Source organism: Allostigmatella hybrida, from assembly GCF_020103775.1.
In the GTDB taxonomy this organism is placed as follows: domain Bacteria; phylum Myxococcota; class Myxococcia; order Myxococcales; family Myxococcaceae; genus Hyalangium; species Hyalangium aurantiaca.
Genome location: NZ_JAHXBH010000002.1, coordinates 449,436 through 462,468, shown reverse-complemented (window position 1 = coordinate 462,468; position 13,033 = coordinate 449,436). Strand labels below are relative to the sequence as shown.

General features: G+C 69.7%; 8 protein-coding genes. 4 read left to right on the top strand and 4 right to left on the bottom strand.

What is annotated here, in order from left to right; translation table 11 throughout:
* Positions 1–150: 150 nt before the first annotated feature.
* Both KY661_RS07035 and KY661_RS07030 read right to left on the bottom strand, forming a co-directional pair.
* On the bottom strand, positions 151–348 hold the full coding sequence (locus tag KY661_RS07035) for a YbdD/YjiX family protein (RefSeq protein ID WP_093515703.1): 198 nt from the start codon (positions 346–348) through the stop codon (positions 151–153).
* Positions 345–2,414 (bottom strand): carbon starvation CstA family protein, encoded by a 2,070-nt coding sequence (locus KY661_RS07030; RefSeq protein ID WP_225409463.1) that lies wholly within the window; start codon positions 2,412–2,414, stop codon positions 345–347. The genes KY661_RS07035 and KY661_RS07030 overlap by 4 nt, the downstream gene beginning before the upstream one ends.
* 187 nt (positions 2,415–2,601) lie before the next feature.
* Between KY661_RS07030 and KY661_RS07025 the strand changes: the two genes are divergently transcribed.
* The 4 genes from KY661_RS07025 (at position 2,602) to KY661_RS07010 (ending at position 9,413) form a co-directional block, all read left to right on the top strand.
* Positions 2,602–5,550 carry a DEAD/DEAH box helicase gene (locus tag KY661_RS07025; RefSeq protein WP_225409462.1) on the top strand — a complete coding sequence of 983 codons (2,949 nt, stop codon included), beginning with the start codon at positions 2,602–2,604 and terminating at the stop codon, positions 5,548–5,550.
* A gap of 97 nt (positions 5,551–5,647) precedes the next feature.
* Entirely contained in the window at positions 5,648–6,253 is a 606-nt protein-coding gene (locus KY661_RS07020; protein WP_225409461.1) for an outer membrane beta-barrel protein, read from the top strand.
* Between the two features lie 6 nt (positions 6,254–6,259).
* Positions 6,260–7,114: an alpha/beta fold hydrolase gene (locus KY661_RS07015; protein WP_225409460.1), complete on the top strand. Its 855-nt coding sequence runs from the start codon at positions 6,260–6,262 to the stop codon at positions 7,112–7,114.
* A 202-nt stretch (positions 7,115–7,316) separates the two neighbouring features.
* Positions 7,317–9,413 (top strand): S8 family serine peptidase, encoded by a 2,097-nt coding sequence (locus KY661_RS07010; RefSeq protein WP_225409459.1) that lies wholly within the window; start codon positions 7,317–7,319, stop codon positions 9,411–9,413.
* 51 nt (positions 9,414–9,464) lie between these two features.
* On the opposite strand, the gene KY661_RS07005 is transcribed toward KY661_RS07010, so the two are convergent.
* Both KY661_RS07005 and KY661_RS07000 read right to left on the bottom strand, forming a co-directional pair.
* Positions 9,465–12,449 carry an ATP-binding response regulator gene (locus KY661_RS07005; RefSeq protein ID WP_225409458.1) on the bottom strand — a complete coding sequence of 995 codons (2,985 nt, stop codon included), beginning with the start codon at positions 12,447–12,449 and terminating at the stop codon, positions 9,465–9,467.
* Between the two features lie 27 nt (positions 12,450–12,476).
* Positions 12,477–13,025, bottom strand: a complete 549-nt coding sequence (locus tag KY661_RS07000; RefSeq protein WP_225409457.1) for a GNAT family N-acetyltransferase — start codon at positions 13,023–13,025, stop codon at positions 12,477–12,479.
* Positions 13,026–13,033: the final 8 nt, after the last annotated feature.

Sequence of the window (13,033 nt, the reverse complement as noted above, 5' to 3'; positions counted from 1 at the left end):
GAACCACAAGCGCGGCCAGCAAGGACAGCACGAGCGACACACGGCGGCTCTGGTGCATCACGGATTTCTCCAGGTTGACGGGTTTGTTGAGACAAGTCAGATAATACGGTTTTATCTGACGCTGGCAATGACTCCCGTCCGCCCTGGGGCTCAGCAGCAGCGCCCTCCGCCGCTGCGATACCGCGCCTGCATCCGCTCGTTGAAGAAGTCGGCGTAGCTCATCACCGGCCGCTCCGGGTGGTGCCGCCGCATGTGCTCGACATAGGTGCCGTAGTCGGGCACGCCGATGAGCAGCCGGGCGGTCTGCACCGCCCGGCGCCAGAAGTGCGTAAGCGCCGCCCCGGTCATGCCGCGGGCCCCGTGGGGGTGAGGGGCACGTAGGGGCTCTCCTGGGCGGTGGGGATCGCCGAGCGGCGGGCCTTCAGCACGGCGCGGATGCCGAAGCCGAGCGTGGAGATGACCACCAGCATGAACAGCACGGTGAGGGCGGCATCCACGTAGTCGTTGGTGATGACCTGCTGCATCTCCTCCAGGGATTTGGCGGGGGCGAGCACCTTGCCGTTGGCCACCGCCTCCTGGAAGCCCCGGGCATGGGCGACGAAGCTGACGCGCGGGTTGCTGCTGAGCACCTTCTCGGCCCCGGCGGTCAGCGTGCAGATGATGAGCCACGCGGCTGGCAGGGCGGGGATCCACGCGAAGCGCTCGCGCTTCATCTTCACGAGGACGACATAGCAGAGGATGAGCGCGATGGCGGCGAGCATCTGGTTGGCGATGCCGAACAGCGGCCACAGCGTGTTGATACCCCCCAGCGGGTCCACCACCCCTTGGTAGAGGAAGTAGCCCCAGCCGGCCACGCACACCGCGGTGGCGAGCAGGTTGGCGCCCCAGGAGTCGGTCCGCTTCAGGGGCGCGTACACGAGGCCCGCGAGTTCCTGGATCATGAAGCGGCCCACGCGGGTGCCCGCGTCCACCGTGGTGAGGATGAACAGCGCCTCGAACAGGATGGCGTAGTGGTACCAGAAGGCCATCATGCCCTCGCCGCCGACGAGCCCGTGGAGGATTTGCGCCATGCCCACCGCCAGCGTCGGGGCGCCTCCCGCGCGCGACAGGATGGACGTCTCGCCGATCTCCTTGGCGGTCTGGATGAGCACCTCCGGGGTAATCACGAAGCCCCACTGGCTGATGACCTGCGCGGCCTGCTCGGCGGTGGTGCCAATCAGGCCCGGCGGGGAGTTCATGGCGAAGTACACGCCCGGCTGCAGCACCGAGGCGGAGATGAGCGCCATGATGGCGACGAACGCCTCCATGAGCATGGAGCCGTAGCCCACCAGGCGCGCCTCGCTCTCGTTGGCGAGCATCTTCGGCGTGGTGCCCGAGGAGATGAGCGAGTGCCAGCCGGACACCGCGCCGCAGGCGATGGTGATGAACAGGAAGGGGAAGAGGTTGCCGGAGAACACCGGCCCGCTGCCGTCGATGAACCGCGTCACCGCGGGCATCCGCAGCTCGGGCATGGCCAGGACGATGCCCACCGCCAGCACCAGGATGGTGCCGATCTTCAGGAAGGTGGACAGGTAGTCGCGCGGGGCCAGCAGCAGCCACACCGGCAGCACCGAGGCGCAGAAGCCATAGGCAATCAGCATCCACGCGAGCGCCTTGCCGTCATAGGTGAACAGCGGCGCCAGGGCCGGGTCCCCGGCGACGATGCCGCCCAGCCAGATCGACAGCATCAGCAGCACGAAGCCGATGAGTGAGACTTCCAGCACCTTGCCCGGGCGCAGGTAGCGCAGGTAGCCGCCCATCATCAGGGCGATGGGGATGGTCATCGCCACCGTGAAGGTGCCCCAGGGGCTGGAGGCCAGCGCCTTGACGACCACCAGCGCGAGCACCGCGAGGATGATCATCATGATCATCAGCACGCCGATCATCGCCACCACGCCGGCCGCGGGCCCCAGCTCCATGCGCACCATGTCACCCAGCGACTTGCCGTCGCGCCGGACGGACAGGAACAGGACGATGAAGTCCTGCACCGCGCCGGCCAGCACCACGCCCGTGAGGATCCACAAGGTGCCCGGCAGGTAGCCCATCTGCGCGGCGAGCACCGGACCCACCAGGGGGCCCGCGCCCGCGATGGCGGCGAAGTGGTGCCCGAAGAGCACCCACTTGTCGGTGGGGACGTAGTCCAGCCCGTCGTTGTGCCGCTGGGCGGGTGTGGCCCGGGTGGCGTCCAGCTGCAGCGCCTTCTGGGCGATGAAGCGGCTGTAGAAGCGGTAGCCGATCATCAGCACGGAGACCGCGGCCACCACCAGCCAGGTCGCATTGATCGTCTCTCCCCGGTGCAGCGCCACCGTGCCCAGGCAGAACGCCCCCACGATGGCGAGCAGTGCCCACCCCAACTTCGTTGCCAAACCCCGCATGTCCCCTCCGCGCAAACCTGCGCGGGAAGGTTCCCTTCTGCCCCCAGGCCGGTCAATGAATGAGGAGGATTCCCGTCCGGTGGAAGATGACGCGGCGCGGCATGGGCGGACAGGGAGGCCCCTTCTCGCACCCCTGGCCTCATCCGCGTTGCGCGCGGCACGCGTGGGGCGTAGGTCGCGTGTCCTCATGTCCTCGACCGCTCAACTGCTCGAAGCCGTGCGCAAGGAAGCCCGTCCGGGAATCTGGGCCAACGGGGTGAAGCTGGCCCGTGCCGGGGCCGTCGCGCTCCAGTCCCAGACGGACAAGATGCTGGAGCTGCGCGTGCGGGCTCCGGGCCGCTCGGTGGCCCTCACCGTCAACCTGTACCCGGGCGATGACGTCTGGGAGTGCGACTGCCCCAGCCAGGTGGACCCGTGCGAGCACGTGGTGGCGGCGGCCATCTCGGTGCAGCAGGCGGAGAAGCAGGAGACGCCGCTCGTGGCCACGGCGAACCGGTGGACCCGCGTGGTGTACCACTTCACCCGGGTGGACGGTGGGCTGCAGATCCACCGGACGCTGGTGCACGCGGACGGGCGCGAGGAGCCCTTCGAGGGCAGCCTGACGTCCCTCATGGCGCAGCCGGCCCGGGCCGCGGAGATGCAGATCGAACAGGCGGACCTGGTCGTGGACCGGCTCCTGGAGCGCCGCACCCGCGGGGCCCTGCCGCCCGAGCGGCTGGATGCGCTGCTCAAGGCCCTGGAGCCCGCGCGCAACGTGCTGCTCGATGGGCGCCCCGTGGCCATCTCGGACGAGCCCGTCGTCCCGAAGGCCGTGGTGGAGGACCGGGGCTCGCAGTGGGCCGTGACGGTGATGCGCGACCCCCGCATCGTGGAGGTGGTGAGCCCGGGCGTCGCGCTGCTGGGGGATGCGCTGGCCCGGCTGGGCGAGACGCAGATGACGGGCCCCTGGCTCCAGAACCTCCCCATCGTGCGCACCTACGCGCCCGAGCAGCTCGGCGAGCTGTCCGCGAAGGTGCTGCCCGAGCTGGTCCGCCGCCTTCCGGTGGAGGTCCGCAGCAAGCGCCTGCCGTCCATCGACCGGGACCTCAAGCCGCGCATCCAGGTGGAGCTGCACCAGCTCGACTCGGGGCTCTCGGTCCTGCCGGTGCTCGTCTACGGGGCGCCGCCCTCGGTGCGGATCGACAACGGCAAGATGGTCTACCTGCGCGGGGCGGTGCCCTTGCGCGACGAGGCGGCCGAGCAGCGCCTGATTCACCAGCTCCGGGACGAGCTGAACCTGGTCCCCGGCAGGCGCCTGACGGTGCAGGGCCCGGAGATGGTGCGCTGGGCGGACAAGCTGCGGCGCTGGCGGGGAGACCTCACCGGGGACGGCGCGGGCATCGTCAGTCCCGATGTCCGCCTCCGGCCCTCGCTCCAGCTGGAGTCGGCCGCCTCCGGCACGGGCGTGCCCGAGGTGCGCTTCACGCTCGAGTTCCAGGTGGAGGGCGGCAAGGGCGGGCCGCAGACGGTGGACGCCGCGGCGGTGATTCGCGCGTGGAACGAGGGGCTGGGCCTGGTGCCGCTGGAGGGGGGAGGGTGGGCCCCGCTGCCCCGGGCGTGGCTGGACAAGAACGGCCAGCGCGTGGCGGACCTGCTGGCGGCGCGGCAGGCGGATGGCAAGGTGGCCAACCACGCCCTGCCGGAGCTGGCGGCGTTGTGCGAGACGCTGGAGCAGCCGCCGCCCCTGGGGCTCGACCGGCTGGCGCCGATGCTCCAGGGCTTCGAGAAGCTTCCGCCGCCGGGCCTGCCCGAGGATCTCACCGCCACGCTGCGCACGTACCAGCTGCAGGGCGTGAGCTGGCTGCGCTTCCTCCGGGAGGCGGGGCTCGGCGGCATCCTCGCGGACGACATGGGCCTGGGAAAGACGCTCCAGACGCTGTGCGTCCTGGGGCCGAAGACGCTCGTGGTGTGCCCCACGAGCGTGCTGCCCAACTGGGCCGCGGAGCTCAAGCGCTTCCGGCCCTCGCTCCGCGTGGGCATCTACCACGGGCCGGGCCGCGCGCTGGATGATGCCACGGACGTGACGCTCACGACGTATGCCCTGTTGCGGCTGGACGCCGCGGTGCTCGGGGGGCGCGCCTGGGATGCCGTCATCCTGGACGAGGCCCAGGCCATCAAGAACCCCGAGAGCCAGGTGGCGCGCGCGGCGTTCGGGCTCAAGGCGGGCTTCCGCCTGGCCATCAGCGGCACCCCGATGGAGAACCGGCTGGAGGAGCTCTGGAGCCTGATGCACTTCGTGAACCCGGGCCTGCTGGGCGGGCGCCGCTTCTTCGAGGAGCGCCTGGCCCGGCCCATCACCGATGGCCAGCCCGAGGCGGCCGACCGGCTGCGCCGGCGCATCCGGCCCTTCATCCTGCGGCGGCTCAAGCGGGACGTGGCGCCCGAGCTGCCCCCGCGCACCGAATCCGTGATGCACGTGTCCCTGGATGACCGGGAGCGGGCCGTCTACGACGCGGTCATGGCGGCGACGCGCGCGGAGGTGGTGGCCCTGCTGAACGAAGGCGGCAGCGTGCTGAAGGCGCTGGAGGCGCTGCTGCGCCTGCGCCAGGCGGCGTGCCACTCGGCGCTCGTGCCGGGCCAGCACGCCACCACGTCCTCGAAGGTGCAGACGCTCGTGGAGGCGCTCAGCACCGCCGTCTCGGAGGGCCACAAGGCGCTGGTGTTCTCCCAGTGGACCTCGCTGCTGGATCTCATCGAGCCCGGGCTCAAGGGGGCGGGCATCGCCTTCGAGCGTCTGGATGGAACGACGGCCGACCGGGGCGGGGTCACCACGCGCTTCCAGGCCCCGGAGGGCGCGCCCGTCATGCTGATGTCGCTCAAGGCGGGCGGCACCGGGTTGAACCTCACCGCGGCGGACCACGTGTTCCTGATGGACCCCTGGTGGAACCCGGCCGTGGAGGCGCAGGCGGCGGACCGCGCGCACCGCATCGGCCAGGAGCGTCCCGTGATGGTGTACCGGTTGGTGTCCCAGGGAACTGTGGAGGAGCGGATCCTCGGACTCCAAGAAAAGAAGCGCGCGCTCTTCGAGGCGGCCCTGAGCGAGGCGGGCTCGGCCACGGCCATCACCCGCGAGGATCTGCTCGAGCTCTTCGCGTGAGCCACCTCCATGGAATGCTGGCCTCCCGGAGCCCACTCACGGCATAACAGCCGTGGGCCCCGGGCCGGACGGGCTCATTGGCCAAGGAGTCTTCTCCATGATGCGGAACAGTTGGATCTTCGCCGCCGTGCTCCTCACGGCGACGCTCGCGAGCGCCCAGAATGATGAGGGCCGCCACACCCACGACGGCTTCTTCCTGCGCCTGCAGTTGGGCGGCGGCTACAACCACGCCGGCGCGACGTCGGTGGACCTGAAGCTCAAGGGGGGCGCCGCCGGCCTCAACGCGGAGATTGGCGGCGCGGTGACGCGCAACTTCATCCTCTACGGCAAGCTGTCGGGCTCCGCCGCGCCGGGGCCGGACATCGAGGCGGGCGCTGGACTCATCCGGGGGGATGACGACGTGAGCCTCAACTTCTCCGCGATCGGCCTGGGCGCCAGCTACTACCTCATGCCCAGCAACTTCTATGTCTCGGGCGCGCTGTCCTTCACCCAGTTGAGCATCAGCGTGGACGGCGAGACCCTGGGCGAGACGGACCTGGGCGGAGCCCTGCACCTGGGGTTGGGCAAGGAGTGGTGGGTGAGCGACAACTGGGGACTGGGATTGGGCGCCGAGGTGATGTTCGGGCGGATCCGCAGCGATGACACCGATGATGATTGGAACACCGCCAGCGTCATGGTCATGTTCTCCGCGACGTACAACTGAGTCTCCGTGACGGGCTCACGTGCATTTCCCCTGGAACTCGAGGACTGGGGCGGCAACGGCCCGGTGCTGCATCTGGCGCATGCCAATGGCTTTCCACCGGGCACCTACCGCAAGCTCATCGGGTTCCTGAAGCCCCGCTACCACGTCTTCACGCTGCGCAACCGGTGGCTCGTGCCGGGGACCGACCCCCGGGAAATCCACGCCTGGGATGAGGTGGCTGGGGACCTGGTCCAGGCCCTCCGGGCGCGGGGCCTGGAGCGGATTGTGGGCGTGGGCCACAGCCTGGGCAGCGTGGCCACCCTGCTGGCCGCCTCCCAGGATCCGGGCCTGTTCCGGGCCGTGGTGGCGTTGGATCCGGTGCTGCTCACGGGCCGGCGCCAGCGGCTGCTCCGGGTGCTGACCTGGCTCAAGCTCCGGGGCTGGTTTCCCCCCGCGAGCCAGGCCCGGCGCCGGCGCGAGCTCTGGCCGTCCCGCGAGGAGGCTGCCCGGAAGCTGCGCCACAAGCCCCTGTTCCAGCGGTTCGATCCCGAGTGCTTCCAGGACTACATCACCTCGGGCCTCACCGGGACGCCGGAAGGCACGTTCCGCCTGTCCATCCCCAAGGCCTGGGAGGCCCGCATCTTCGAGACCTCTCCGCGCCATGTCTGGCGAAGCCTTCGCGCCGTGCGGGTGCCCGTGCTGGTGATGCGCGGCGGAGACTCGGATGTGTTTTTCCCCGACGCCCTGGAGCGCGTCCGCGGCACCGTTCCCAACGTGCGGACCGAGGTGCTTCCGGACACCACCCATCTGTTTCCGTTGGAACAACCCGAGGCCTGTGCCCAGCGCATCCTCGCGTTTCTTGACGGTGATACAGACGGTTGACACTGAAAATTGTTACGCCTACCATTATTGATACCGCGTGAAACATCAGGGGGCGATGCGGCCGTCCAGAGACGTGCGCTGAGCCGCCGCGTGGATTTGATGCGCGCGGGCAGCGGAATGCTCTGGGCAGGGAAGGACGAGGAGACAGAGGCCAGTCCGGCCGCTGTCGTGCATTTCATGTCATCCTGGGAGCATTCACGAAATGAATCGTTTTATTGGCTCGCTTTGGCTGCAAGCGCTCACTGCCACCTCCGCGCTGGGGATCGCCGCGGCCGGGGGCCCGGCGGAGGCTGCCGGACGCATTGAAATCAATACGTTGCAAGCGGAAGGGCCGTTCAACCGCTTCATCGTCAAGTACCGGGATGACAGCGCGCAGTTCGCGCGGCCGGAGAGCGTTCAGCGCCACCTGGAGGCCACCTCGCAGCGCGCGGTCTCGCTGAACCGCAACGGGGCCGCTCCCCTGGTGATGGGCCACATCCGCCGGCTGGCCGTGGGGGCCGACGTGGTCTCCGTGGGCCGCGGCCTGGACCGCGCCGAGGCCGAGACGCTGATGCGCGAGCTGGCCGCCGATCCGGACGTGGAATACGTCGAGGTGGACCGCCTCAACAAGCCGTTCGCCGTGCCCAATGACACGCGCTACAGCGAGCAGTGGCATTACTTCGATCCCACGGGCGGCCTCAACCTGCCCGCCGCCTGGGACATCTCCACCGGCAGCGGCGTCGTCGTCGCGGTGCTCGACACGGGCATCACCAACCACAGCGACCTGAACGCCAACGTCGTCGCGGGCTACGACTTCATCAATGACACGACGGTCGCGGGAGACGGCAACGGCCGCGACGCGGACCCCAGCGATCCGGGTGACTTCGAGGGGGGCTATGCCTCCAGCTGGCACGGCACGCACGTGGCCGGCACCATCGCCGCGGTGACCAACAACGCCAAGGGCGTGGCGGGTGTGGCCTACGGCGCGAAGATCTCCCCGGTGCGCGTGCTCGGGCGGGGCGGTGGCTATGACTCGGACATCTCCGACGCCATCATCTGGGCCTCGGGCGGCACTGTGTCCGGCGTACCCGCCAATGCCAACCCGGCCAAGGTCATCAACCTGAGCCTGGGCGGCAGCGGCGCGTGCGGCAGCACGTTCCAGAACGCCATCAACGGCGCGGTGGGCCGGGGCTCGGTGATGGTGATCGCCGCGGGCAACTCGAACGCCAACGTGTCCGGCTTCAGCCCCGCGAACTGCAACAACGTCATCTCGGTGGCCGCCAACGGCAAGACGGGCGCCCGGGCGTCCTACTCCAACTACGGCACGCTCATCGACGTCACCGCCCCGGGCGGCGACGGCGCCTACGGCGTGCTGTCCACGCTCAACGCGGGCAGCACGACGCCGGGCGCGGAGAGCTACGACGGCACCTACATGGGCACGTCCATGGCCGCGCCGCATGTGGCCGGCGTGGCGGCCTTGATCCTGTCGGTGGTGAACAAGACGCCTGCGCAGATCGAAACCATCCTCAAGAGCTCCGCGCGCGCGCTTCCGGGCGCCTGCACGGGCGGCTGCGGCGCCGGCATCGTCAATGCCTACGGGGCGCTCCAGGCGGCCACGAACGGGGGAGGGACCGATCCCGAGCCGCCCACGGGCAACGTCCTGGCGAACAACGTGCCAGCCACCGGGCTGTCGGGCAGCGCCAACACGGAGCTGCGCTACACCCTGGAGGTGCCGGCCGGTTCGAGCAACCTGACGATCGCGACCTCCGAGGGCACGGGCGATGCGGACCTCTACGTGAAGTTCGGCGCGGCCCCCACCACCAGCCTCTCGGACTGCCGCCCGTACAAGAGCGGCAACGTTGAGAGCTGCGCGTTCGCCGCCCCGCAGGCCGGCACCTACCATGTCATGGTGCGTGGCTATTCGACGTTCGCGGGCGTGAAGCTGCTGGGGACCTACACGGCGGGCACGGGCGGTGGGCAGTCGTTCTTCGAGAACACCACCGACTTCTCCATCCTGGACAAGAAGACGATCGAGAGCCCCATCGCCGTGAGCGGGCGCAGTGGCAATGCCCCGGCGGCGCTGAAGGTCGGCGTGTTGATCTCCCACACCTATCAGGGAGACCTGAAGGTGGACTTGATTGCCCCGGACGGCTCCGTCTACGTGCTGCACAACTACACGGGCGGCTCCGCGGACAACATCAACACCACGTACACCGTGAACGCCTCCAGCGAGGCGGCCAACGGGACCTGGAAGCTCCGCGTCAACGACAAGGCCTCGGGGGACACGGGCTACCTCGACAAGTGGAGCCTGCAGTTCTAGAGCGCCCCGGCGCTTGAAGCGGGCGTCCAGCGGGAGGGTTCCGCTGGACGCTCAACCCCGCAGGGGCAGGCGCACGGTGAAGGTGGTGCCCGCGCCGTGGGCGGAGACCACGTGGATCGTCCCGCCGTGCGCGCGGACGATCTGGGAGACGATGTAGAGCCCCAGCCCGATGCTCCGGCCGCTGCGGTCTCCTCCTCCCGAGCCCTGTTGCATGGGCATGAAGAGCCGGGCCTGAAGCTCTGGCGGGATGGGCTCTCCCTCGTTGTGCACCTGGAGCTGGGCCTCGTCCTGCGTTCCGGTGAGCCGCACGGTGACCCGGGTGGCGGCGGGGCTGTACTTCACCGCGTTGGTGGCCAGGTTCGTGACGAGCTGGAAGAGGCGGTCATCGTCCCACTCGCCCGTCTTCACATTCCCGGCCTCGAACAGGATGTCCCGATCCGGGTAGGCGAGCTTCACGTCCTCGATGGCCAGCCAGGCGATGTGCTGAAGCTCGGCCGCGCGGCGCTCGATGCGCAGCCCTCCGCCCAGCCGGGCCTGGGTGAAGTCGAGCAGATCCCGGACCATCCGCATGGCCCGGTCCGCGCTGGCCTGGATGCGGGTGGCCACCTTGGCCGACTTCTCGTCCAGGGTGCCCAGCCGGAACAGGAAGCTCGTGGACATCAAGATGGCGGAGATGGGGTTGCGCAGGTCATGGCTGACGATGCCGATGAGCTGCTGCTCCAGCTCGATGCGCTCCTGCGCCTGCCGATCCCGCTCCGAGCGCTCCCGGGCCAGCCGCACCGCGTTCTCGACGCGTGCGAGCAGCTCCCGCGCGTGGAACGGCTTCACCAGGTAGTCATCCGCTCCGGCCTGGAGGCCCTCGATGCGGGCCTCTTCGCCCGCCCGAGCGGACAGCAGGATGAGCGGGACGCGCTGGGTGCTGGGGTTCGCGCGCAGCTTCTGGATGAGCCCGAAGCCGTCGAGCCGGGGCATCATCACGTCGCTGAGCACCAGGTCCGGGGGGGATTCGAGGACGGCGTGATAGGCCGCCTCGCCATCCGGGACGGCGTCCACCTGGCAGGAGGTCTCCAGCAGCGAGCGGATGTAGCCCCGCATGTCCGCGTTGTCGTCCGCCACGAGCACCCGGGGCCGCTGGCCGGACAGGCCCTGCACCGGTGCTTCCGGGGAGGGGGCAGGGGCCTCGGCGCCCGGGAGCCAGCGGAGGGCCTCCTCGACGAAGGACGCGCTCAAGGTGCCCGGCCCGGCAGGCGCGTTGCCGGAGATGATGCGGTCCGCGGGCACGTGCGCGTGGCCGAGGGGAAGCTCGACGTGGAAGGTGCTGCCCACGTTCTCGACGCTCTGCACGCCGAGGGTGCCCCCGTGCATCTTCACGAGCTCCTGCGTCAGGGCCAGCCCGATGCCCGTGCCCTCGAAGGTCCGTCCCTGGGAGTGCTCCACCCGGTGGAACCGCTCGAAGAGGCGGGGCAGCTCCGCCTCGGGAATCCCCGTTCCGGTGTCGCGCACGGTCAGCCGCACCCGGCCCTCGAGCGGCGTCAGCTTGACCTCGATCTCTCCCTGGAGCGTGAACTTGAAGGCGTTGGAGATCAGATTGAGGACAATCTTCTCCCACATGTCGTGGTCGACATAGACGGGCTCCAGGTGCGCCGGGACGGTGACGTGATACTGGAGCCCGGCCTTCTCCATCGCCGAGCGGAAGGAGCTGGCCACATCCGCGGTGAGCTTCGGCAGGTCCGTGGCCCGGTAGGACGCCTGGACCCGTCCGGCTTCGATGCGTGAGAAGTCCAGCAGCGAGTTGACGAGCTTGAGCAGGCGCAGCGCGTTGCGGTGGATGAGCTGCTGGCGCTCGTGCTGGGCCGGGGTGAGGTTCTCGCCGGTGGACAGGGACTCCTCCAGCGGCCCCAGCATCAGCGTCAGGGGTGTCCGGAACTCGTGCGAGACGTTGGAGAAGAAGGCCGTCTTGGCCCGGTCGATCTCCGCGAGCGCCGCGGCCCGCTGCTGCTCCTGTTCGTACGCCCGCACATTGGAGACCGCCGTGGTCACCGTCGTCTCGAACTGCTCGTAGAAGGCCCGGTAGGTGGAGTCCATCGCCCGCCGGGCGCTGACCCCCGCCACGAGGAACCCCAGGGGCGTGCTCATGCCCGAGGGGATGATGGGAATCAGCAGGGCCGAGGTGGGGGACTCGGGGTAGGGGCCACAGCCCAGGGGGCCGAACCGCTGGTCCAGCGCATCGGCCGGCTCGGTCTGCCGTGACTGGAGCATGCGCGCCACGGGCCAGGCGGCCGGTGCCTGCGTCTCTCCGGTCTCCAGGTGCTCGGGGGCGGCGGGGGTGTCTGGGGCCAGCCCGGCGGCGCCCACCCGGTGGGCGGTGGTGCCATCGAGCCGGTAGATGAGGAGGAAGGGCAGGTCGAGCGCGTAGTCGCCGTGCGACGCCACGGTGACGTCCCAGATCTGCTGCAGGGTCTTGGCCTTGCCGAGCCGCTCGGAGAGGGTCCGGAGCGCCTGGGTTCTCCGGGCGCTGAGCATCTTCTCGGTGACTTCGGTGATGGGGTGGAAGAGCCCGCCCACCTTGCCGGACTCATCCCGGATCGGGCTGAAGGAGAAGGTCATGAAGGCCTCCTCCAGGTACCCGTAGCGATCGAGAAACATGCGCAGGTTCTCGATGTACGAGCCCTCGCCCTGCTGGGCGCGGTCGAAGACGCCGCCCACCGCGGGGAGCGCCGAGGCCCAGCACTCCCGGAAGCGCTGCCCCATCGACTGGGGGTGCTTCTCCCCACAGATGGGGCGGTAGCTGTCGTTGTAGATCTGAACGTGCTCGGGTCCCCATGCGATCAGGATGGGGAAGGTGGACGAGAGGCAGAGGCTGACCGTGGTCCGCAAGCTCTGCGGCCAGGACTCCACCGGCCCCAGGGGCGTCCGGGACCAGTCCATGGCGCGGATCAGCTTGCCCATCTCTCCGCCGCCCGCGAGCCAGTCCAGGCCGCTGGGCAGGAGGGAGGGGGCGTCACGCCCTCCCGGCGTGGGGTGCTCCGGGCTCATGAGGGCGCTCTTTCTTCGAGGGGGGCCTCAAGTGTGGTCCGACGCGCGGCGTTTACGCCACTCCTCCCGGCTCTGCCCCCACAGGCCTATCTCCACTTTTTCATAAGGCGGCGGCAGGCGGCCGGGCCGGAGGTAGCGGGAGCCCAGCCGCTCGGCCACCTTGATGGAGGCCACGTTGGACGGCTCGATGGAGTGGATGATCTCCGTCCAGCCCAGGGTCTCGAACGCCCAGTCCATGGCGGCGGCGGCCCCCTCGGTGGCGTACCCCTTGCCCCAGGCCTCGCGGATCAGCCCCCAGCCCACCTCGGTGCCAGGCCAGCCATCGGGTTGCCAAGGGCCCAACCTGCCCACCCAGCGGTGGGTGGATTTTTCGATCACCGAGAACATGGCGAAGCCATCCAGCGCCCAGGCGCCCGCCAGGGTTCTCAGCTGGCGCCAGACCACGGACGGGTGCTGCACCCCTCCCAGGAAGCGGGTGGCCTCCGGGTCTCCGTGCAGGGTCTTGAAGCCTTCGAAGTCCCCGGCCGTGGGGAGCCGGAGGAGCAGGCGCTTCGTCTCTAGGACGGGGGCAGTCATGGCCTGGG